This is a genomic window from Streptomyces sp. NPDC107471 (genome assembly GCF_055582845.1).
Window position 1 is genome coordinate 69,555 of sequence record NZ_JBVJPC010000005.1, and the last position, 21,036, is coordinate 90,590.

General features: G+C 72.0%; 24 protein-coding genes, 1 tRNA gene and 1 pseudogene. 16 read left to right on the forward strand and 10 right to left on the reverse strand.

Going from position 1 to position 21,036, the window contains the following annotated elements:
* Positions 1 to 88: 88 nt before the first annotated feature.
* A complete protein-coding gene (locus ACZ66S_RS17755) occupies positions 89 to 1,117 on the reverse strand; it encodes a response regulator transcription factor (protein WP_469902458.1) in 1,029 nt (342 codons plus the stop codon).
* A gap of 112 nt (positions 1,118 to 1,229) precedes the next feature.
* On the opposite strand from ACZ66S_RS17755, the gene ACZ66S_RS17760 reads away from it, so the two are divergent.
* A complete protein-coding gene (locus ACZ66S_RS17760; protein ID WP_469902459.1) occupies positions 1,230 to 1,652 on the forward strand; it encodes a hypothetical protein in 423 nt (140 codons plus the stop codon).
* Positions 1,653 to 1,682: 30 nt separating this feature from the next.
* Here ACZ66S_RS17760 and ACZ66S_RS17765 read toward each other — a convergent pair whose 3' ends face one another.
* On the reverse strand, positions 1,683 to 2,462 hold the full coding sequence (locus ACZ66S_RS17765) for an SDR family NAD(P)-dependent oxidoreductase (protein WP_469902460.1): 780 nt from the start codon (positions 2,460 to 2,462) through the stop codon (positions 1,683 to 1,685).
* 31 nt (positions 2,463 to 2,493) lie between these two features.
* On the opposite strand from ACZ66S_RS17765, the gene ACZ66S_RS17770 reads away from it, so the two are divergent.
* Complete coding sequence (locus ACZ66S_RS17770) at positions 2,494 to 3,318, forward strand: DUF72 domain-containing protein (protein WP_469902461.1); 825 nt, start codon at positions 2,494 to 2,496, stop codon at positions 3,316 to 3,318.
* Here ACZ66S_RS17770 and ACZ66S_RS17775 read toward each other — a convergent pair.
* From ACZ66S_RS17775 to ACZ66S_RS17795, 5 genes and pseudogenes are all read right to left on the reverse strand, one after another.
* On the reverse strand, positions 3,302 to 5,236 hold the full coding sequence (locus tag ACZ66S_RS17775; protein ID WP_469902462.1) for a copper resistance CopC/CopD family protein: 1,935 nt from the start codon (positions 5,234 to 5,236) through the stop codon (positions 3,302 to 3,304). The two genes, ACZ66S_RS17770 and ACZ66S_RS17775, sit on opposite strands and share 17 nt — an antisense overlap.
* Before the next feature lie 123 nt (positions 5,237 to 5,359).
* Positions 5,360 to 6,131, reverse strand: a pseudogene (locus ACZ66S_RS17780) (SDR family NAD(P)-dependent oxidoreductase).
* A complete protein-coding gene (locus ACZ66S_RS17785; RefSeq protein WP_469902463.1) occupies positions 6,128 to 6,595 on the reverse strand; it encodes a cupin domain-containing protein in 468 nt (155 codons plus the stop codon). Before ACZ66S_RS17785 ends, ACZ66S_RS17780 begins: the two are co-directional and overlap by 4 nt.
* Complete coding sequence (locus ACZ66S_RS17790; protein WP_469902464.1) at positions 6,592 to 7,197, reverse strand: GNAT family N-acetyltransferase; 606 nt, start codon at positions 7,195 to 7,197, stop codon at positions 6,592 to 6,594. Before ACZ66S_RS17790 ends, ACZ66S_RS17785 begins: the two co-directional genes overlap by 4 nt.
* Positions 7,198 to 7,205: 8 nt before the next feature.
* Positions 7,206 to 9,452, reverse strand: coding sequence for a penicillin acylase family protein (locus ACZ66S_RS17795; RefSeq protein ID WP_469902465.1), 2,247 nt, complete (start codon positions 9,450 to 9,452; stop codon positions 7,206 to 7,208).
* Positions 9,453 to 9,530: 78 nt separating this feature from the next.
* Here ACZ66S_RS17795 and ACZ66S_RS17800 point away from each other — a divergent pair, with 78 nt between their 5' ends.
* From ACZ66S_RS17800 to ACZ66S_RS17815, 4 genes are all read left to right on the forward strand, one after another.
* The gene (locus tag ACZ66S_RS17800) at positions 9,531 to 10,268 is read left to right on the forward strand and encodes a siderophore-interacting protein (RefSeq protein WP_469902466.1); all 738 of its coding nucleotides are present in this window, start codon (positions 9,531 to 9,533) and stop codon (positions 10,266 to 10,268) included.
* 33 nt (positions 10,269 to 10,301) lie between these two features.
* Positions 10,302 to 10,898: an HhH-GPD-type base excision DNA repair protein gene (locus ACZ66S_RS17805; RefSeq protein WP_469902467.1), complete on the forward strand. Its 597-nt coding sequence runs from the start codon at positions 10,302 to 10,304 to the stop codon at positions 10,896 to 10,898.
* Between the two features lie 76 nt (positions 10,899 to 10,974).
* Positions 10,975 to 11,637, forward strand: a complete 663-nt coding sequence (locus ACZ66S_RS17810) for an HdeD family acid-resistance protein (RefSeq protein ID WP_469902468.1) — start codon at positions 10,975 to 10,977, stop codon at positions 11,635 to 11,637.
* 107 nt (positions 11,638 to 11,744) lie between these two features.
* Positions 11,745 to 12,062: a hypothetical protein gene (locus ACZ66S_RS17815; RefSeq protein ID WP_469902469.1), complete on the forward strand. Its 318-nt coding sequence runs from the start codon at positions 11,745 to 11,747 to the stop codon at positions 12,060 to 12,062.
* A 198-nt stretch (positions 12,063 to 12,260) separates the two neighbouring features.
* On the opposite strand, the gene ACZ66S_RS17820 is transcribed toward ACZ66S_RS17815, so the two are convergent.
* A complete protein-coding gene (locus ACZ66S_RS17820) occupies positions 12,261 to 13,823 on the reverse strand; it encodes a helicase HerA-like domain-containing protein (RefSeq protein WP_469903009.1) in 1,563 nt (520 codons plus the stop codon).
* A gap of 170 nt (positions 13,824 to 13,993) precedes the next feature.
* On the opposite strand from ACZ66S_RS17820, the gene ACZ66S_RS17825 reads away from it, so the two are divergent.
* Positions 13,994 to 14,290, forward strand: a complete 297-nt coding sequence (locus tag ACZ66S_RS17825) for a type II toxin-antitoxin system VapB family antitoxin (RefSeq protein WP_003999914.1) — start codon at positions 13,994 to 13,996, stop codon at positions 14,288 to 14,290.
* A 123-nt stretch (positions 14,291 to 14,413) separates the two neighbouring features.
* The gene (locus ACZ66S_RS17830) at positions 14,414 to 15,028 is read left to right on the forward strand and encodes a LytR C-terminal domain-containing protein (RefSeq protein ID WP_469903010.1); all 615 of its coding nucleotides are present in this window, start codon (positions 14,414 to 14,416) and stop codon (positions 15,026 to 15,028) included.
* Positions 15,029 to 15,207: 179 nt separating this feature from the next.
* On the opposite strand, the gene upp is transcribed toward ACZ66S_RS17830, so the two are convergent.
* Positions 15,208 to 15,843: a uracil phosphoribosyltransferase gene (gene upp / locus ACZ66S_RS17835; protein ID WP_053850800.1), complete on the reverse strand. Its 636-nt coding sequence runs from the start codon at positions 15,841 to 15,843 to the stop codon at positions 15,208 to 15,210.
* Positions 15,844 to 15,939: 96 nt separating this feature from the next.
* Here upp and ACZ66S_RS17840 point away from each other — a divergent pair, with 96 nt between their 5' ends.
* The 8 genes from ACZ66S_RS17840 to ACZ66S_RS17875 all read left to right on the forward strand — a co-directional run bounded on the left by ACZ66S_RS17840 (position 15,940) and on the right by ACZ66S_RS17875 (position 20,424).
* Positions 15,940 to 16,122 (forward strand): hypothetical protein, encoded by a 183-nt coding sequence (locus ACZ66S_RS17840; protein WP_469902470.1) that lies wholly within the window; start codon positions 15,940 to 15,942, stop codon positions 16,120 to 16,122.
* Positions 16,123 to 16,455: 333 nt separating this feature from the next.
* Positions 16,456 to 16,998, forward strand: coding sequence for a tRNA adenosine deaminase-associated protein (locus tag ACZ66S_RS17845; protein ID WP_469903011.1), 543 nt, complete (start codon positions 16,456 to 16,458; stop codon positions 16,996 to 16,998).
* Between the two features lie 59 nt (positions 16,999 to 17,057).
* Positions 17,058 to 17,483 carry a tRNA adenosine(34) deaminase TadA gene (gene tadA / locus ACZ66S_RS17850; protein WP_469903012.1) on the forward strand — a complete coding sequence of 142 codons (426 nt, stop codon included), beginning with the start codon at positions 17,058 to 17,060 and terminating at the stop codon, positions 17,481 to 17,483.
* Positions 17,484 to 17,528: 45 nt separating this feature from the next.
* A tRNA-Ser gene (locus ACZ66S_RS17855) sits at positions 17,529 to 17,613 on the forward strand.
* Positions 17,614 to 17,718: 105 nt separating this feature from the next.
* Positions 17,719 to 17,895 (forward strand): hypothetical protein, encoded by a 177-nt coding sequence (locus ACZ66S_RS17860; protein ID WP_469902471.1) that lies wholly within the window; start codon positions 17,719 to 17,721, stop codon positions 17,893 to 17,895.
* 12 nt (positions 17,896 to 17,907) lie between these two features.
* Positions 17,908 to 18,201 (forward strand): Dabb family protein, encoded by a 294-nt coding sequence (locus ACZ66S_RS17865; protein ID WP_469902472.1) that lies wholly within the window; start codon positions 17,908 to 17,910, stop codon positions 18,199 to 18,201.
* Between the two features lie 171 nt (positions 18,202 to 18,372).
* On the forward strand, positions 18,373 to 19,203 hold the full coding sequence (locus ACZ66S_RS17870) for an RNA polymerase sigma factor SigF (RefSeq protein ID WP_469903013.1): 831 nt from the start codon (positions 18,373 to 18,375) through the stop codon (positions 19,201 to 19,203).
* Between the two features lie 327 nt (positions 19,204 to 19,530).
* Positions 19,531 to 20,424 carry an RNA polymerase sigma factor SigF gene (locus ACZ66S_RS17875; protein ID WP_469902473.1) on the forward strand — a complete coding sequence of 298 codons (894 nt, stop codon included), beginning with the start codon at positions 19,531 to 19,533 and terminating at the stop codon, positions 20,422 to 20,424.
* A gap of 259 nt (positions 20,425 to 20,683) precedes the next feature.
* On the opposite strand, the gene ACZ66S_RS17880 is transcribed toward ACZ66S_RS17875, so the two are convergent.
* Positions 20,684 to 20,884, reverse strand: coding sequence for a hypothetical protein (locus tag ACZ66S_RS17880; RefSeq protein ID WP_469902474.1), 201 nt, complete (start codon positions 20,882 to 20,884; stop codon positions 20,684 to 20,686).
* Positions 20,885 to 21,036: the final 152 nt, after the last annotated feature.

Consider the following 21,036-nt stretch of genomic DNA (forward strand, 5'->3'; position numbering starts at 1 on the left):
CGCGCCCGTGCGCCGGCGGCCTCGCTCCACTGACAGGATCACCGCGATCCCCCGGCACCGCGACTGCAACCCCCAGCGGCTCGCTCGCTCACGCCCCCACCGCCCGTGCCAGCAGCATCACCCTGTTGTTCGTCGCCGTCTTGGTGAAGATCGACTTGAGGTGGTCCTGGACGGTGTGCTCGGAGAGGGACATCCGGCGGGCCACCGTGTGGCTGTCGCCGCCCTTGGCCAGGTGGTCGAGGACGTCCGCCTCGCGGGGGGTCAGGGCGAAGCACCTGGCGAAGAGGGCGAGCCGTTCCGCGGGGGACGTCTCCTCCAGGGTGACGGCGATGCCGTGGCGGCGGTCCGCGGGCAGCACGCCGTCGATGCGGGCGGCGGTCAGGGTCAGCCACAGGCCGTCCGCGAGGTGGAGCCGTAAGCGCGGCGGGTGGGTGTCGACGCCCGCCTCGACCGCCAGCAACTGGGCGGCGACGTCGTACACGCACGCGTGCTCCGCCGGAACCCGGCTCAGGCAGACGGACGTCGCCGAGGTCCGGGCAAGCACCCGCAGGTCGGGGTCGAGCAGCAGGGCCAGCGGGCTCGGCAGCCGCGCGTGGGGAGGCCGTACGACGAAGGTCTCGGCCCGGCCGCGCCGCAGGGCCGTGGTCACCGGGGCGGTCAGGCGGGCCAGGCAGGCGGCCTCGGCGGTGGTGAAGGGGCGGTCGTGGCGGTACAGGTCGAGGTGGCCCCAGCAGCCGAAGCGGTCCCTGAAGACCAGCGAGGCCACGTCCCGGATGCCGTAGTCGCACAGCGCCTCGTGCCACGGGTGGCTGCCGGCGGGGTCGGGGAGCCGGCTCAGCAGGGCCACGCCGTCGAAGGCCGTCCAGCGATTGGCCGTGGTCAGGTACCGGAGGCGGGTCGTCCGCGGCAGGTCCGTCGGCCACGGCACGTCCGCGACGGGGGAGCAGCCCACCGCGGTCTCGGGGTCGGTCAGGAGGAAGCCGTAGGCGTCGAAGCCGATGGCGGTCCGCAGCTCGCTGAGGAGCTGTTCGCGCAGGGTCCGGGAGTCGCCGCCCGCCTCGCACAGACGGACGATCCGCTCGTGCGACCGCGCGTACCCGACGACAGGGACGGCCATGATTCGAGCGTACGTCGTCATTCCCCACATTTCTGGGATGGGCCGCGCTCCGTACCAGGTCAAGCATGGAGGCGTCAGCACATGTCGGAAGGCAGCGACCGAGGAGCCACCGATGAGAAAGACGTCGAGAATCCCTGTCGTCCTGGCCGCCGCCGCGCTCGCCGCCGCGGCCGGACTCGCGACCGCAGCCCCGGTCGGGGCACAGCCCGCCCAGGTGCTCCGGGCGACCCAGTCGAGCACGGTGTACGCGTGGATCGACGGCTGGGGCGGTGGCACGGTCACCAGCAACCCCGCCGGGATCAGTTGCCACACGACCGCCTGGGACCCGTACAGCGGCGAGGAGCCGCCGGCGGGCTCGACCGGGCCGTGCTCCGCGAGCTTCCCGGTCGGTACGACCGTCACCTTCACCGCCACGCCCGACCCGGGCTCCGGCGTCAACGGCGGCCCCGACCCCGCCTCGCTGACCGTGCGCTCCGGCTACAACGCCGTGTGGGCCATGTTCTGCCCGACGGACGGCCTCTGCTCCGCCGGGTGACCGCGCAGGTCCTCCGGGGGATCCTTTCGGTCAGTGCACCGACAACCCGCCGTCCACGAAGATCGACTGGCCCGTGACGTAGGCCGAGGCCGGGCTCGCCAGGAAGACGGCGGCGCCCGCGAAGTCGTCGGGGAGGCCGTTGCGGCCGGTCATCGTGCGGGCGGCGAGGGACGCGACCCGCTCCGGGTCGTCGGCGAGGCGGGCGTTGAGGGGGGTCAGTACGAAGCCGGGGACGAGGGTGTTGCAGGTGACGCCGTGCGGGGACCACGCCTCGGCCTGGGAGCGGGCCAGGGACTCCAGGCCGCCCTTGGAGACGCCGTAGGCGCCGCTCTGTACGAAGGCGCGGTGGGCCTGCTGGGAGGTGATGTGGATGATCCGGCCGAAGCCGCGCTCGGCCATGCCGGGACCGAAGCGCTGGCCGAGGAGGTAGGGGGCCTCCAGGTTGACCGCCAGGGTGGTGTCCCACACGTCGTCGGTGAGCTCGGTCATGGGTGGACGCAGGTTGATCCCCGCGGAGTTGACCAGGATGTCCGGTTCGCCGAACACGTCGGCGGCCTGCTCCGCCGCCGTACGGACCCCGTCCCTCGTGCTCAAGTCGCCGCTCACCCAGGCGGCCCGGCAGCCGTCGGAGGTCAACTCAGCGACGGTTTCGGTCAGTTCGGCCTCCCTGCGGGCCACGATCACCACGCGCGCGCCCGCCCGCGCCAACGCCCCCGCGATCGCCCTGCCGATGCCCGAACTCCCGCCGGTCACCAGCGCGACCCGGCCGTCCAGTGAGAAGAGTCCGGAGAGATACGCCTGGGAAGTCATGCCCGAACCCTAAGGCGGTACCCGGTCCCCCATGACCCGTGTTCTCGTCGGCACTTGCTCCTGGACCGATCCCGCGCTCGTCCGCAGCGGCTGGTACCCGCCGGGGCGGCGGGACGCCGAGGGACGGCTGCGGTACTACGCGGAGCGGTTCCCGGTGGTGGAGGTGGACGGCACGTTCTACGCGCTGCCCAGCGAGCGCAACAGCCTGCTGTGGGCGGAACGCACGCCCGCCTCCTTCGTGTTCGACGTGAAGGCGTACGCACCGCTGACCGGGCATCCGGCGAAGCAGGCCGCCCTGGCCGACGTCCCGTTGGACGAGGTGTGGGCGCGGTTCGCGGCCGGGATCGAGCCGTTGCGTCAGGCCGGGAAGCTGGGCGGGGTGTTGTTCCAGTTCCCGCCGTGGCTGCGGCCGGGGGCGCGGGCGGAGCGGTTCCTGGAGGAGACCGCGGAACGGACCGCCGGCTGGCCCGTCCAGGTGGAGTTCCGGCATCCGTCCTGGTGGGAGGAGGACCAGTACGACCTCACCTGCGCGCTGCTCGGCAAGTACGACTTCGCCGCCGTCGCCGTGGACATGCGCCAGGGGCTGCCGGCCTCCCTGCCGCCGGTCACTCCCGTCACCTCGCCCCGGCTGTCCGTCGTGCGCTTCCACGGGCGCAGCTCCTCCTGGGGCCGGGGCAGCAAGGAGGACCGTTTCCGGTACGACTACGCGCGTGCCGAACTCGCCGAGTGGGTACCGCGGTTGCGGGCACTGGCCGAGCGGTCCGAGGAGCTGCACGTCCTGTTCAACAACTGCTGCGGGGCCGCCGCCGTGCACGCCGCCGAGACCATGGCCGAGCTGCTCAGCCCACGATCCTGACCGTCCTGGTGACGCTGATCTGGTCGACGTCGGAGACTCTGATCGTCGCCTTCATACGCCAGTCGCCGGCGAGGGGCAGGGTGAGGTCGTCCGTGCCCCAGTAGCCGCCCTTGTTCTTCAGTTGCGCGTCGATCGGGCCGATCTGCCTGGCCGGGAGGGTGAAGGACAGCCGGAGTTCGGGGACGGTGGCGAGGCCGCCGTCGGCCGCGTAGACGATGGCCTGCACCGAGTTGTCGCCGGTGCGGCCCGGGTCGAGGGTGACCTGCACGCTGCCGGTGGCACCGCCGACCGCGAAGGGGACGGTGGTCAGGGACGCGGCGGGCAGTCCTGCCGTGGCCGGGCCCGCCTCGGCCGCCTCGGCCTGCGCCCGGCCGGGCAGCGTGCCGCTCAGCACGGTGCTCAGCACCAGGACCACGACCCCGACGGCCACTTCGGCGAGGACGGACCGGCGCAGACCGTGCCGGTGGGCCGACACGGCCGACACTTCCGACACTTCCGACACGACAGGTACGGCCGGTCGGGGAGCGGCGGATGCCGGTCCGGAGGCCGACGGCGGGCCGGCCACGCGCTCCGACACCTGCTCCCCCACGACCGTCTCCGCCTCGACCGACGCCGACGCCGACCTAGACGCCGACGCCGACCTAGACGCCGACGCCGACGGGCCGGCGCCCACCCGCTCGGCCACCTTCTCCCGTACGACCGTCCCCGCCTCCGCCTCTGCTCCCTCCGTCTCCGTCTCCGCCTCCACCGCGACCGTCACCATCCGGCCCGTCCACCGGCGCGACAGCCGCGCCGCCGCCAGCAGCAGCGCCACCGCGAGCAGTTTGAGGACGAGCAGATGGCCGTACGTGGTGCCGGTGACCGCGTCCCAGGAGCCGAGGCCGCGCCAGGACTGGTAGACGCCGGTGGCGACGAGGACGGTCACGGAGGCGAAGGCCAGCCGGGAGAAGCGGGCGACGACGGCGGCCGGGAGCTGCGCCTCGGTCCGGTGCAGGGTCAGGAGCAGGGCCGCGAGACCGCCCAGCCAGACCGCCATCGCGAGCACGTGCAGCACCGCGGACGTCATCGCCACCGGCACCTGGATCCCGGCGGACGCGTGCTCGGCGGCGGCCCAGGTCAGCGCGAGGCCGACAGCGAGCACACCGCCCGCCGCCTGCCACCCGCGCGGCAGGCCCGACTCGCCGAGCCGCAGCAGTCGTACGACGAGGAAGTACGCGACCAGCAGCAGGGCCAGGCGGACCAGGAGCGCCTCGCCGGGGCGGGTGCCCAGGGTGCGGGCGAAGGCCTGCGGCGAGAACGCGGCCGAGGGGCCCGCACCGCTCTCGTACGGCGCCCGCAGCACGAGCAGGAACAGGGTCGAGCCGAGCAGGGTGCCCCAGCCCGCCCACAGCAGCCGGCGCAGTCGGGCCGGCTCCGGGGGACGGCAGACGGCGAGGAAGACGGCGGTGCCGATGAGCAGGGCCGCGGCGAGGTAGGCCAGGTAGCGGCCCATGTTGAACAGGCTCTCCGTGGCCGGGTCCTCGGTCGGGCCGGTGTCCAGGACCACGGTGGCCGGGGAGGGTTTGCCGACGGAGAAGGTGAAGGCGCCGGACACCGGGTGGCTGTCGGCCGAGACCACCCGCCACGCGACCGTGTACGTGCCCTGGGCGAGCCGGGCGGGCAGGGTGACCCGGGCCGTGTCCGAGCCGCCCGGTCCGTGGCCGGCGTCCGCGACCTCCAGGCGTCTGCCCTTCGGGTCCAGCACCCGGAAGGAGTCGTCGAGCAGGCCGACGGACTCGGTGAAGGTCAGGGTGATGTCGCGGGGGGCGGATTTGAGGACGGTTCCGTCCCCGGGGTCGGTGGACCGGAGGGCCGCGTGGGCGGACGCCGCTCCCGCACCGCCGAAGAGGAGCAGGACCAGCACGGTGCCCAGCAGCACCAGCCCTTGAAGTCCCCGCCTTCGCCGGCCTGTGCTGCTGCGCGCACGCTCACACCTCACGTCACTGCTCCGTACCTGGGTTCGCGGTCTCCCGGATACGTACGGACGCGAGCCCCCGAGCGCTCACCACGTGGGCCGGGCGGACACACCGCCGTCGGCCAACAAGTCGTGCCCGGTGATCCAGGACGCGAGCGGACAGGCGAGGAACACGCACGCGTCGGCCACGTCCTCGGGACGCCCGAGCCTGCCCAGGGGTGCCTTCCGCAGCCACCGCTCCACCCCCTCGGGCCAGCTCTCGGCCGGCCCCTCCCGGTCGATCAGCCCGGGCGAGACCGTGTTCACACGGATGCCGCACGGACCGTACTCCAGGGCCGCCGACCGCGCGTGCGTCACGATCGCGGCCTTGGAGGCGGCGTAGTGGGCGTGCTCGGGAGCCGGCTGACGTGCCTCGACGGACGCGATGTGGGTCACGGACCCGCCGGGCGCCATGACCTCGGCCGCCGCCTGAGTGCACGCGAAGACACCGGTGAGGTTGGTGTCCACGACGGCCCGCCACTCCTCGGCCGTCATCCCGGGCAACGGCCGTGTGGGCTGTACGCCCGCGTTGTTGACCAGGGCGGTCAGTCCCCCGCCCCACGCGGTCGCCTCCCGCACCAGCCGCCGGCACGCGTCCTCGTCCCGCAGGTCCGCCTCCAGTACGACGGCCCGGGCGCCCGAGTCCTCGATCCGGGACGCCGTCCCACGGGCCGCCTCCACTGCGGTACCGCTGGGGGTGCCCCCTCTGGGGGAGGAGGGCGACCGCCGCGCCCTGTTCGGCGAACCGCAGCGCGATGCCCCGCCCGATGCCGCCGCCCGCGCCCGTGACCAGGGCGACCTGCCCTTCCAGGAGTCTCATGGGCGACACAGTCGCGCGATCCGCTCGGCCTCGGACGGGTAACGCGCCGTCAGTTCGGACGCGTCGCCGTGCTCGTAGCCCTCGTAGGTGAAGCCGGGCGCCATGGTGCAGCCGAAGAAGGTCCAGGTGCCGCGGGTCTCGGCCCCCATCCAGGTGCCCGCGGGCACGGTGAACTGCGGGTGCTGGCCGCCGCGTACGTCCGGGCCCAGAACGGCGGAGCGTGCCGTGCCGTCCTGGGCGAGGAGCAGGAGGTCCAGGGGGTCGCCGAGGTAGTGGTGCCAGATCTCGTCGCTGGGCAGGCGGTGCAGGGCGGAGTAGTCGTCCGAGGTCAACAGGGCCACTATCGCCGTGCCGTGCGGCCGTCCGTCGGCACGCTCCGCTCCGGCCCAGGTCTGCCGGAACAGTCCGCCCTCACGGGGGATGGGTTCCAGGCCGTAGTGGGCGACGAGGTCGTCAGGCGTCACCCGGGAAAGGCTACCTCCCTTGTCAGGAACGCCAGTTGGGCGTGCTTCTCGGGCAGGTGCACGTCGGGGAGGTCGATCTCCGGCAGCACGACCGCCTCCCCGGCCACGAAGCCCTGCTTCAGGAAGCGGGCGATGGCCTTCTCGTTGCGCACGTCGGGGTCGACCACGACCCGCCGTCGGTCCAGGCCCAGCAGCACGTAGGTGGCCACGGCGGACAGCAGCGCCGAGGTCCAGCCCGGCCGGGCGACGTGCGGGTCGGGCGGCGCGAGCAGCAGGTGGATGCCGATGTCGCCGGGCTCGACGGGGTAGCACTCGCTGACGCGGTCGGCCTCCGGCTCGTAGGTCTGGAGGAGCCCGGCCGGTTCGCCGTCCTTCTCCAGCAGGTAGGCGTGGTGGGTGTCGAGGGTGTCCAGGTGGGCGTAGATCTCGGCGACCTGCTGCCGGGTGAGGCCGTTCATGCCCCAGAACGCGGCGCGTTCCTCGCGCACCCAGGCGTGGACGGTCGCGGTGTCGGCGTGCGGGTCGAGGCGCAGGACGCGGACGGTGCCGAAGCCGTCCACCGTCTGGGTGTGGACCGCTTCACGGGTGGGGGTGTCGGACATCGGTCTCCTCAGTCTTCCTTGGTCAGGTGCTGCCAGTCGGTGACGACCGGTACGAGGTCTCCCCGCAGCCACAGCGGGAGCTGGTCGCGGTGATGCGGTGAGCCGGGCAGTCCGGAGGCGCCCAGCGGGACCACCCAGAGGCTGTCCTCGCGGCGGGCCAGGTCCCAGACGTACCGGGCGGCCGGGCCGCGCGCGGCGAGGTCGGTGAGTCCGGGCACCGCGGAGGTGCACAGGACGCAGTCGTGGTCCCCGGAGAGGGCGGGGGCGTGGGCGGGGGCGTACCGGGTGTCCTCGGGGAGCGCCTGCCAGGGGGCGAGGCGGTGGGTGTCGCCCCAGGTGCCCCGCGGTGGTTCGGCGGCCACCTCCTCCAGGGCGGCCCGCACGGTCTCGTCCCGGTCGACGCCGTACAACTCCTGTGCCCGCAGGAGGTGTTCGAGCGCGAAGGCGACCCGGGGGACGAGGCCGAGCCACGGGAGGAGGACGTCGGGGTAGGCGGGCGGGTCGGCCAGGGCCGCGAACGCGGGGTGGGCGGCGAGCCGTCGGACGACCGCGCTGCGCACGGCGGCGTACAGGGCGGCCTCCGTGCTGCTCGCGGTCATGCGGCGGTCCCAGCGGAGAATCGTTTCCCTCAGGGCCGTCGCCGCCGGGCTCAGCCCGTCCAGGGCCGCCATGCGGTCCAACAAGGGCTGCGCGGAGGCGAGATGGGTGTCCATGTGGATCGGGGGCATGTCGGCGGCCGACCACCGCTCCTTCTCCGCCAGCAGGGCGGTGATCCGGTCCGCCCGGTGGGGCGGGGCGAACTCGACGCCGAGCGGGGTGGCGGGGCCGCGCTGGTTGGCCATCACGGCGATGCCGTCGGTGAGGCCGGCGCGGGGGGTGTCGTGCCGGCCCCGCCATTCATGACCGGGCTCCCAGGCGGGGACGGGCCGCAGCCGGTTGGCCTCCGCCCGCACCGGCACCCACCCGGCGACCCGGTGCAGCAGGCCGCCCTCGGTGTCGGCGGCCTGCACGACGTTCACGGGCTCGACCCACAGGTCGAAGGCACGGTCCACGTCGGCGGTACGGCGGGCGCGCAGAAGGGGGAGCAGGGCGCCGAAGCCGAGGTCCCCGGTGACGCGAGGCGGGTAGCGGAGGGAGAGGGCGAGGGGGGTGGCGCGGGCGGCATCCGCGACGGAGGGCACCGGCGGTACCGAGGGGAGCGGCACCTGCGGGACCGAGGCGGACGGCACCGGCGGCACCGAGGCGGGCGGTACCAGCGGGACCGAGGTGGACGGCACCAGCGGACCCGAGGCGGGTGACACCGGGGTGGCCTCCTCCAGCACTCCTCCTCCCTCCAGTCCTTCCGGGCCGCCCGCCACCACCGGGCCGCGTTCCGTCTCGATGACCTCGATCTCGACCGGGGCCTCGCCGGCCACCTCGACGGTCTCCGTGTGGCGGGCGGCGCGTCGCCAGGTGCCGTCCGGGCCGAGGGCCTCCACGCCGGCCCCCGTGCGGCGCAGCCGTTCGCGGTAGAGGTCCTGGTAGTCGGCCATGGCGTTGGTGATGGACCAGGCGACCGTGCCGGTGTGGCCGAAGTGGGCGATGCCGGGGACCCCGGGGACCGCGAGACCGACGACGTCGAACTCGGGGCAGGCCAGGCGGATCTGCTGGTAGACGCCGGGGTCCTCGATGTAGCGGTGCGGGTCGCCCGCGAGCACGGCGTGGCCGGTGGTGGTGCGGGCGCCGGCGACGAGCCAGCCGTTGCTGCCGGCGGTGCCGGGGCCGTCGGCGGCGAAGAGCCCGACCGCCTCCGGGCCCAGGTGCCGCAGCGCCTCGTCCCGCCAGAGCTTGGCCGGGAAGCCGGCGAAGAGGATGTGCGTGGCGAGCCAGACGGCGAGCGGTGTCCAGGGCTCCCAGCGCCCGGGGGCGAGGCCGGCGCGGGCGAACTCGGGGGCCGAGGCGGAGGGCAGCTCCTCGTTCACGCCGTCGACGTACGCCCGCACCCAGTCCGCCGTCTCCGGGTCCTGTCTCTCCAGCGCGGCGAAGCAGCGTCTCGCCGTGTCGGCCAGGCGGGCCCGTCTCGCGAGGGTGTCCCAGGACAGGGCCCCGGCGCCGAGGAAGGCGGCCGAGGTGCCCTGCGCGCGGTGCCGCTCGACCTCCATCTGCCAGGCACGGTCGCGGGCGGTGACCCGGCCCTGGACGCGGGCGAGTTCCCGCGCGCTGTCCGCGCGGAGGTGGGGGATCCCCCAGGCGTCGCGGTAGATCTCGGTACTCACCCTCACACTCGCTTCCGTTTAAGTTAGCCTTACCTAAGTAAATGAGTGAGGGAATCGTACGCGAAGGGTGCAAAGACCATGGGGCAGGGGCACGGCTGGGAGGGCGCGGTCCTCCGACTGCTGCGGGCGAAGGACTTCGTGTTCACCGTCACCGGCGCCGAGGACGTCACCGACGCGTACCGGAGGGTGCATCTCACCGACGGCGGCATGCTGGCGGCCACCGGTGTCCATCCGACGATGTGGGTGCGTCTGTGGTTCGCCGCCCAGGGCAAACCGCACCAGCGGGCCTACACCCTCGTCGACCCGGACCCCGGGAAGGGCACGTTCACCCTGGAGTTCGCGCTGCACGACGGCGTCGCCAGCGACTGGGCCCGCACCGCGAAGCCCGGCGACACCGTCGAGGCCACCGTCCACGGCACCGGTTTCGACCGCCCCGACCCCGAGCCCACGCATGTCTTCGCCTTCGGCGACCCGGCCTCCCTGCCCGCCCTCAACTCCCTCCTCGGCGCCCTGGACTCCTCCCCCGCGACCGTCTGGTTCGAGGGCGGCGACGAGGACCTCCCCTTCCGTACCGACCCGTCCCGCCACGAGGTCCGCCGGGTGCTCCGCCTCGACTCCGGGGCGCACCTGGTCGCCCAGGCGAAGGCGGACCTGCCCGGCCTGCTGAAGGACCACCCGGACGCGTACGTCTGGATCGCCTGCGACACCGCCACGACCCGGACCCTGTCGTCGTACGTCCGCAAGGAACTGGGCGTGCCCAGGCAGCGGGTGCACGCGCTCGGCTACTGGCGGGACCTGCCCGCCGGCTCCCGGTAGAGGCGCGCTGCCGGCGGGGGCATGATCGGGGACATGGACGTCACCCTTCACCTCGCCCAGGACCCCGAGGCCGACGAGCTCCTCGGCCGCTCCCCGCTCGCCGCGCTGGTCGGGATGCTCCTGGACCAGCAGGTCCCGATGGAATGGGCGTTCAAGGGCCCCCGCACCATCGCGGACCGCCTCGGCGCGAGCGACCTCGACGCGCACGACATCGCCGCCCAGGACCCGGAGGCGTTCGTCGCGCTGCTCTCCGAGAAGCCGGCCGTGCACCGCTACCCGGGCTCGATGGCCAAGCGCATCCAGCAGCTCTGCCAGTACCTCGTCGAGCACTACGACGGTGAGGCCGAGCTGGTCTGGAAGGGCGTGGACGACGGCCGCGAGCTGCTGCGCCGCCTGCAGGAGCTGCCCGGGTTCGGGAAGCAGAAGGCCCAGATCTTCCTGGCGCTGCTGGGCAAGCAGCTCGGCGTCCGGCCGCAGGGCTGGCGGGAGGCGGCGGGCTCCTACGGCGAGCCCGAGTCCTTCCGGTCCGTCGCCGACATCACCGGTCCCGAGTCGCTGACGAAGGTCCGCGCGCACAAGCAGGAGATGAAGGCCGCGGCCAAGGCGGCGAAGGCGTCCGGCACGTCCTAGAGAGCGGGCGGTCCCTGGTCAGCCGGGTGGCCCGTCCCGGGTGGCAGCGCGGGGAACGGCGGTCCCAGCATGGACCATGACCGAGTTCGACGACCGCTTCGCCGACCGTTCCGACGACCGCAAGGTCCACGGGGGCCACTCGCCGGGCACCTCGCCGCACGCACCCGAGCCGCCCTTCGAGGGTCCCCTGCACACCCTCGCCCAGGCGGCCTGGCAGGTCGTCCTGCTCACCGGGGCCGCCTCCCTGGTCCTCGGCGTCCTGGTCCTGGTCTGGCCCGGCGCCTCCCTGCTCGCGGCCGGTGTCCTCTTCGGCGTCTACCTCCTGGTCAGCGGTGTCTTCCAGTTGGTCGCGGCCTTCGGCACGCACAAGACCACCGCGCTGCGCGTCCTCGCCTTCATCAGCGGCACCCTGTCGATCCTGCTCGGCCTGTTCTGTCTGCGCGGCCCGATGCGGTCGATCCTGCTGCTCGCCCTGTGGATCGGCATCGGCTGGCTGATCCGCGGGATCACCCAGACCCTGGCCGCCGCCTCCGACCGCTCGATGCCGGCCCGCGGCTGGCACATCCTCCTCGGCGCGCTCACCTTCGTCGCCGGGATCGTGCTGATCGACTCCCCCTTCGAGTCGGTGGCCGTCCTCACCCTCGTCGGCGGCATCTGGCTGGTCGTCGTGGGAGCGGTCGAGATCATCACGGCCCTCAGCATCCGCAGCCGGGCCCACCAGGTCCCCCACACGGTGTGACCTGCCGACGGCCGCCCGGCCGAGAGGGCGGCACCGCCCCCCTCCGGTCGGGTGAACCGGCGGGCCGAAGTGATGAAACGGGCGTGCCGAAGGGGGAGACGAGCTGTGTGAGTTCCGTACGACGCCCCCCGGGCAGCCGTGACTGGCTGCGGGTGCTCGTGCTGCTGCTCGCGCTGCTGGTCCCTGGTGCGCATCTGCAGGCGCACGCGATGCCGCCCGTGCCCGCCGGGGAGCTCGTCGAGTACGACGTCCTCGACACGGCCCTGCGGCCACCGGCCCGGGCCGCGCACCGTGCGGTCGTACCCCTGCGGCCTGTGGCGTGGCCGGAGCCGGTGCACGGTGTGCCGGCGGACCGGGTCCTCCCCGCGCCCCCGAGGCCGCCGTACGCGCTGCCCGTCCTGCGTTCCGTGGTCCTGCGCTGCTGACGGAGCCGGTTTCCCCAGGCCCGCTCAGCACACACGCGAGGAACAAGGAACATCGCCATGCCCGTCGACCCGTACGCGGTCCTGCGCGCCCTGCTGCGCGCCGAGGCCGCACGCAGCGCGCCGAAACCGCAGATCCCGAAGGAACAGCAGCCGGTGAGGGAGGAGAAGCGCGGCTGACCCTCCGGAGGAGGCCGCGGGCTACCGCCGCCTCCTCCGGGCCGTACCGAAGAGCGAGCGGGTGATCTCCCGCCCGATCTGCGTGCCCACCGACCGCGCCAGCGACCTGAACATGCCGCTGCCGACGACCTGTTCGACGACGGATGGGTCGTCCGCGCGAGCCGGGGCGGGCCGAGCCGGGGCCGGCGGGGCCTTCATCTCGTCCGGGCCCTTGGCGCCGCGGGAGCCGAGCTTCTCGTAAGCCGACTCGCGGTCCACAGCCTGTGCGTAACGCCCGTACAGCGCGGAGGCCCTGACCGCCGCGTCCAGCGCGCCGGCGTCGACGGGAGCCATCAGGGACTCGGGCGCGCGCAGGCGGGTCGCGGCGACGGGCGTCGGCGCCCCCCTCTCGCTCAGCACCGTCACCACCACCTCCCCCGTGCCCAGGCCGGTGAGCAGCTCCTCCAGGTCGTACGCGGAGTCGGGGAAGGTCCGCACGGTCGCCTTCAGCGCCTTCTGGTCGTCCGGCGTGAAGGCCCGCAGCGCGTGCTGGACCCGGTTGCCGAGCTGGGCGAGGACGTCGGCGGGTACGTCCTTCGCGGTCTGCGTCACGAAGAAGACGCCGACTCCTTTCGAGCGAATCAGCCGCACGGTCTGCGTGAGGGAGTCGAGGAACGCCTTCGAGGCCCCGTTGAAGAGCAGATGCGCCTCGTCGAAGAAGAAGACGAGCTTCGGCCGGTCGACGTCCCCGACCTCCGGCAGGTCGTGGAACAGATCGGCGAGCAGCCACATCAGGAAGGTCGAGAAGAGCCGCGGCCGGTCCTGTACGGCGGCCAGCTCCAGGACGGAGACCAGCCCGCGCCCGTCGTCCCCGGTCCGCAGCAGCTCGGCGGTGTCGAACTCCGGCTCCCCGAAGAAGTCGGCCATGCCCTCCGCCTCGAACGCGGTGAGGGACCGCAGGATGACCCCGGCCGTGGCGGTGGACAGGCCCCCGATGTTCTTCAGCTCGGCCTTGCCCTCGTCGGAGGTGAGGAACGCGACGACGGCCCGCAGGTCCTTGAGGTCGACCAGTTCCAGCCCCTTCTGGTCGGCGTAGTGGAAGATCAGGCCGAGGGACTGCTCCTGGGTCTGGTTGAGCTGGAGCACCTTGGACAGCAGCAGCGGCCCGAAGCTGGTGACGGTGGCCCGGACCGGGATGCCGTGCCCGATGCCGCCGAGGGCGTAGAACTCCGCGGGGAAGCCGGTGGCCTCCCAGCTCTGGTGCACTTCCGCGGCCCTGGATTGCACCTTTGCGTTGCGCACGCCGGGCGCGGAGATGCCGGAGACGTCGCCCTTGATGTCGGCGAGGAAGACCGGGACCCCCTGCGCCGACAACTGCTCGGCGACGAGCTGGAGCGTCTTGGTCTTGCCGGTGCCGGTGGCACCGGCGACGAGGCCGTGCCGGTTGAGCATCGACAGGGGGATCCTGACCTGCGCGTCCGGGAGGCAGACGCCGTCCCACAGCAGTGCGCCGAGATCGAGCGCGGGGCCGGTGAAGGCGTACCCGGAGGCGATCTCCAGGGCCTGCCGGGGCAGTGCGGCGGAGGTCGACTGTGCCTCCGGCATGGACCGGTCGGCGGTTGCCGAGGCGGCACCCGTCTCGCCCCGCGGCGGGGTCTTTCGCTCGCTCATACCCAACCCCTGCTCCCGTTTGGCCTACTTTCGCGGCTTTTTTCCAGCGTCGCACTCGCTCGCCATGGCTGCGCCCGGAAGGTCTTGACCGGTAGGCTTTCCGTGTGATCTTCAAGCGCATCGGAAACGGCCGGCCGTACCCCGACCACGGCCGGGAAAGCACCCGGCAGTGGGCGGACGTCGCACCGCGCCCGGTCCGCCTCGATCAGCTCGTGACGACCAAGGGCCAACTCGACCTGGAGACCCTGCTCGCCGAGGACTCCACGTTCTACGGCGACCTGTTCGCGCACGTCGTGAAATGGCAGGGCGACCTGTACCTGGAGGACGGTCTGCACCGCGCGGTGCGGGCGGCGCTCCAGCAGCGGCAGGTGCTGCACGCGCGTGTGCTCGAGCTGGACTGAGTGACGGCGCTGTAAAGGTTTGACCCTTTCGGGTTCTCCTGTGCGGTGGTCAATGATCATCTAGTAGGAATCGCCGCCCGAGCGCACTACGCTGCGCCCATGAGCATGCTGACGCCCCCCGGCATGGGCGGTAAGTACCGGATCACGGGCGACAAGTACCCCCGGATGCGTCGGCCCCGGCGGCGCGGCAGGCTCGTGGTCGGTGTCGTGGCCTCCGTCGCCGCGCTGAGCCTGGTCGGCTGGGGCACGCTCCAGCTCATCGACGTGTTCACGGGCGGCGGTGACCGGGCCTCCGCGGCCGGCTCCGCGGACTGCGCGAAGAAGTCCGGCGCGTCCCCGTCCGCCTCCGCGGCCCCGCTGCCCAAGCCGGGCCAGATCACCGTCAACGTCCTCAACGCCACGCCTCGCGGCGGGCTCGCCAAGAAGACGGCGGACGAGCTGAAGAAGCGGGGCTTCAAGATCGGGGACGTGGGCAACGCGACGGCGACCTACGACAAGAAGGTCAAGGGCACGGGGATACTGCTCGGGCCGTCGTCCGCCCTCAAGACCTCGCTGCCGGTCCTCGCGACGCAGTTGGCTGCCGCCGAGACGCGCACGGACACGCGCAAGAACACCGAGATCGACCTGATCATCGGAAACGGCTTCAAGAGCCTCAACACCAAGGCGGCCGCGGACAAGGCCCTGACCGCCCTGACGGCCCCGACACCGACGGCCACGGGGTCGAAGAAGAGCTGCTGAGTCGCCCCACGGGGGTACCGGGTCCGGTTGCGCGGCGAGTGCGGGTCGGTGGGGGCTGGTCGCGCAGTTCCCCGCGCCCCTGGGGGGTGCAGTCACCGTTGCCCCAGCGGGCTGCCGCAGGCGTTCAGGGGCGCGGGGAACTGCGCGAACGCCCGCCCCCCACGCACCCGCGCCGGTGCCTACTCCGCCGACCCGTACAACCGGTCCCCCGCGTCGCCGAGGCCCGGAACGATGTAGCCGTGCTCGTTGAGGTGGTCGTCGACCGCGGCCGTGACGACCGTGACCGGCGTCCCCGCCAGCTCGCGCTCCATGATCTCGACGCCCTCCGGCGCGGCCAGCAGCACCACCGCCGTCACATCGTCCGCACCGCGCTTGATGAGCTCACGGATCGCCGCCACCAGCGTCCCGCCGGTCGCGAGCATCGGGTCGAGGACGTACACCTGCCGCCCGGAGAGATCCTCCGGCATGCGCGCGGCGTACGTGGTCGCCTGCAGCGTCTCCTCGTTGCGGATCATGCCGAGGAACCCCACCTCGGCGGTGGGCAGCAGCCGGACCATGCCGTCGAGCATGCCGAGCCCGGCCCGCAGGATCGGCACCACCAGCGGCCGGGGGTAGGACAGCTTCACACCGGTCGTGGCGGCCACCGGGGTCCGGATGTCGACCGCCTCGGTGCGCACGTCACGCGTGGCCTCGTAGGCGAGCAGGGTGACCAGCTCGTCGGCGAGACGGCGGAAGGTCGCGGAGTCGGTGCGCTGGTCGCGCAGCGTGGTGAGCTTGTGGGCGACCAGAGGGTGGTCGACGACGTGGAGACGCATGTCCACAACAGTAGCCGGGTCCACGGAAGCCCTCGCGCTGGCGTCAAACCGCCCGTCCGGGGGAAAGTGGGAGGGACGGACTGGGGTGGTGAACCGATGCCTGACCTGCCTGAGAAGGAACCGTCGTCACAGGAGACCGACGCCGAGCGCCGGCGCCGACGCGCGCAGTTCCTGCGCGACCTCGCGGAGGCCCGAGAGCTGCGCGACCGGGTCCAGCCACGCCGCGCGAAGGTGGCCCGGCTGCGGCACGCGATGCGCATGCGGACCTTCCGTTGGTAAGAAAGATCACGCGCCCCGGGGCGCCCGCGGCGCGCGGAAGACGCACCGCGGGCGCACGGAGGGCGCCTTGAACAGGTGGCCGTGCGTGGGGCCTTGGGAAAGCCGCGTACGATCCCGCTCGTGGCGGCGACGAGTGCGCTGGTGAGTACTTCACCGACGTGCCGACGCGCGTGCGATCAAAACCACCGGACACAGGGTGCCGAAGACGTCCCCTGAACGCCTTGTTTCTGCCACGATTCCGAGTGGGTGGGGCTCGGAGCCGAGCTCTCCCCACCCGAACCTCCGCCGGGGGGACCCCCAACCGGCACGCCTATGACCAGTGGGAGAGTCACGGTGTACTTCGCCGCACTGCTCGCGCGCACCGAAGACGGGTGGGAAGCGAGCGACACGGAGCTCCTCGACAATGTGGAGACGCTGTCGGATCTGGCCGACCTCGCCCGGGAAGCCGCGGCCGAGGACGACACGGTGCTCGTGCTGATCGAGCAGGAGGACGCCTGGTTCGGCGTCGTCCGCATCGACGGCGAGGACGACCCTCGTATCTATGTCTCGGACGCCGCCGCCGCTGCCCGCAGCTCGTACGGCGAGATCCTGCTCACCGACGAACTGCTCGGAAGGGAGCCCGGCGACGACGGCCCGGACCTCGACGCCCTCGACCTCGACGGCACCGAGGACGGGGAGGACGAGGACGACGACGATGACGTCACCGCCGAGGCGGGCGGCTCCGGGGAGGCCGTGCCGCACGGCCCGGTCGGTGACCCGCTGGTCCTCGACGACCTGGGCGTCAGCGAGAAGGAGCTGAAGTCCCTGTCGGAGGACGCCCTCACCGAGATCGCCGAGTCCCTGGGCGCCTCGGAGGTCCTGGAGACCGTCCGCTGACCTCAGGGACCGGAAAGGACGACCGCCCGGACCCGGTGCGCGACCGTTGGCGGGCCGCGATGCGGCTCGCCCTGGACGAGGCCGGCCGGGCGGGCCCGGACGTGCCGGTGGGCGCCGTCGTACTGTCCCCGGACGGTACGACCGTGCTCGCGGCCGGCCACAACGAACGCGAGGCGGTCGGCGATCCGACCGCCCACGCGGAGGTCCTGGCGATCCGCCGGGCCGCCACCGCACTCGGCGAGTGGCGGCTGACCGGCTGCACGCTCGTCGTCACACTGGAGCCCTGCACGATGTGCGCGGGCGCGATCGTGCAGTCCCGGGTGGACCGGGTCGTCTACGGCGCCCGCGACGAGAAGGCGGGCGCGGCCGGCTCCCTGTGGGACGTCGTCCGCGACCGGCGCCTCAACCACCGTCCCGAGGTGATCGAGGGCGTGCTCGCGGACGAGTGCGCGGGGCTCCTCACGGAGTTCTTCCGGGACCGCTGAATACGGATTTCAAAGCAACCCCCACCTTGCTGTAAGGTCTCCCTCGGTAGCGTGTCCGAGCGGCCGAAGGAGCTCGCCTCGAAAGCGAGTGTGGCGCAAGTCACCGAGGGTTCAAATCCCTCCGCTACCGCTTGAGAAGGGCCTCGTCGACAGACGGGGCCCTTCGTGCGTACTGATCACCCCCGTTACACTCGCGCCCCAGAAGCAACAGAGGTACCAAGCGGGGGAGGCCGCGGTGGCGGTGAACGGTAAGAAGCTCGCCGTCTATGTGCTCGTGGTCTTCGCGCTGTACGTGATCATCACGGACCCGGAAAAGGCCGCCGACTACGTGCAGATAGGGTTCCAGGGCATATCGGACGCCGCCAAGGCCGTGGGCGACTTCTTCACCTGGCTGGCCGACGGCGCGCACTAGCTGGGAGCCCAGATGATCCGTCACCTCGTCCTCTTCAAGCTCGACGAGGGTGTCGAGCGCGACGACCCGCGCGTGGTCGCCGGTGTCGAGGCCTTCCGCGCGCTGGACGGCAAGATCCCCGAGATCCGCTTCTGGGAACTGGGCTGGAACCTCAGCGACCGCCCCATCGCCTACGACTTCGCCATCAACTCCGGGTTCGAGGACGAGACCGCGCTGCGGACGTACGTCGAACACCCCGAGCACCAGGCGGGCGTGGCGCTGTGGAAGGAATTCTCCACCTGGGTGATCGCGGACTACGCGTACTGAGCGCCCTCGCTCCGAAGCCTCCTGCCGGGAACGGCGGGAGGCTTTTCTGCGTCTTTGAGCCCAAGTTGCCCCTCAACACGGCGTAACCCAACGTTATGCGGTGCTTGCACACAGTGCACATGTCTTGTGATGCTATGACCGCTTTTGACGGATGAGTTGACCAACGAAGAGGTGGCGTTGACCGTGGCGGCCAGTACCGCGCCTCCCCAGGAGGCCCCCCAGGAGGCCGCCCCACGCAGTCGCGGCGCCGACACCCGGGCGCTCACCCAGGTGCTCTTCGGCCAGTTGAAGGAGCTCCAGCCGGGCACGCCGGAGCACAACCGGGTGCGCGCGGCGCTCATCGAGGCCAACCTCCCGCTCGTGCGCTACGCGGCCGCCCGTTTCCGCTCCCGCAACGAGCCGATGGAGGACGTGATCCAGGTCGGCACCATCGGGCTCATCAACGCCATCGACCGCTTCGACCCGGACCGGGGCGTGCAGTTCCCGACCTTCGCGATGCCGACCGTGGTCGGCGAGATCAAGCGGTACTTCCGCGACAACGTCCGCACCGTCCACGTACCGCGCCGGCTGCACGAGCTGTGGGTGCAGGTCAACGGGGCGACGGAGGACCTGACGACGGCCTTCGGACGCACCCCCACGACCGCCGAGATCGCCGAGCGGCTGCGCATCGGCGAGGACGAGGTGCTGTCCTGCATCGAGGCCGGACGGTCGTACCACGCCACCTCGCTGGAGGCGGCCCAGGAGGGCGACGGGCTGCCGGGCCTGCTCGACCGGCTCGGTTACGAGGACCCGGCGCTGGACGGCGTGGAGCACCGCGATCTGGTCCGCCATCTCCTGGTGCAACTCCCGGAACGCGAACAGCGAATCCTGCTGCTGCGCTACTACAGCAATCTCACCCAGTCGCAAATCAGCGCGGAACTCGGCGTCTCACAGATGCACGTTTCGAGGCTACTCGCGCGTAGCTTCCAGCGGCTGCGATCCGCCAATCGGATCGACGCATAGTTCGCGTCGGATAGCGGATGCATAAGGGGCGCACGGTCGCACGTTCCGGAACACCGCAGTTCGCAAGCAGTATCGAGGCGTAACCGGCGCGAGCGAATCGCTCATCCATGCCGTTCCTGACACTTCTGTGCCGAAAAACCGTCAGACCCCCTTTATCCAGGGCGGATTCGGGTCTCGCATGTCGACATGTCACTACAGCGTGTTGCCGACATGTGACATTCTGCGGGAAGCGCGTTTGCCGAGGCTTCGGCTCCGGTATTCAGGTGAAGGCTGACGTTCCACCACGGGGCGTTCGCCGCGACCGTCCCGCGACCCAAAGGGGGTGGCATGTCCGCAGATCAGGGCAGCTCGAAGGTGCTCACGCTCACGAAGAGCGAGGCTGAGCCCGTGCTCGACGACGTCACGGCCGTCGAGGCCGCGCCGGTCCCGGCCCTCCCGGCACCCCCCATGGTGTCCGGAGCCATCGACACCCGCACCCTGTCCCGCTCCCTCTTCCTGCGGCTCGCCGCACTCGACGAGAACAGCCCCGAGCGCGCGTACGTCCGGGACACCCTCATCGAGCTCAACCTCCCGCTGGTGCGCTACGCGGCGGCCCGTTTCCGCTCACGCAACGAGCCGATGGAGGACATCGTCCAGGTCGGCACCATCGGCCTGATCAAGGCGATCGACCGCTTCGACTGCGAACGGGGCGTGGAGTTCCCGACCTTCGCGATGCCGACGGTCGTGGGCGAGATCAAGCGCTTCTTCCGCGACACGTCGTGGTCGGTGCGTGTCCCGCGCCGCCTGCAGGAGCTGCGGCTGGCCCTCACCAAGGCCAGCGACGAGCTCTCCCAGAAGCTGGACCGCTCCCCGACGGTCGCCGAACTCGCCTCCGTGCTGGGCGTGTCCGAGGAGGACGTCGTCGACGGCCTCGCGGTCGGCAACGCGTACACCGCGTCCTCGCTGGACTCGCCTGCCCCCGAGGACGACGGCGGCGAGGGCTCCCTCGCGGACCGCCTCGGCTACGAGGACACGGCCCTGGAGGGCGTGGAGTACCGGGAGTCCCTGAAGCCGCTGCTGGCCAAACTCCCGCCCCGGGAGCGCCAGATCATCATGCTGCGCTTCTTCGCCAACATGACCCAGTCGCAGATCGGCGAGGAGGTCGGCATCTCCCAGATGCACGTCTCCCGACTGCTGACCCGCACCCTGGCCCAACTGAGGGAAGGCCTCATCTCGGACTGAGAGATCCGGTTGCCCACGGGGCGCCGGGTTCCGTCGCAGGACGGGTGCGGGTGAGCGGCGGCTGGTCGCGCAGTTCCCCGCGCCCCTGAGTGGGCACAGTCACCCGCGCCACGACGGGTGCCGTCAGTCGTCTATGGCGGCAAGGGGCGGGGTGGGCTGCACGAGCCCACCCCGGTCAGCAACGGGCCGCCGCAGGCATTTCAGGGGCGCGGGGAACTGCGCAAAAGACGCCCGCCCCCACGCACCCCCGCCGTCGTCGCTACTTCAGTGCCAGCCAAGCCACCGCCGCGACGATCGCCACCGCGATCACCACGCCGATGATGAGCCCGGTGCGCGGGCCGCTCGAGGCGGCGGGTGCGGTCTGCTGTCGGCCCTGAGGGCCCTCGTCGACGAACGCGCGGAACATCTGGGTGCTGCCGGCGGGGTCGTAGTTGCCCTGGGGGCCCTGGTTGTCAGCCATGCCCAGAGACCCTAGCGAATCCGGCAGTGGCGCCCAAGTGCGGGGCCGACGGGGGTATCAGCAGGCCCTACATGCAGGTTTACGTTCGCAATACTTGCCTTTGCCAAGTTTTTATGCCGCTCTCACCCCGATTTATTTGCCTGTAGCAACCA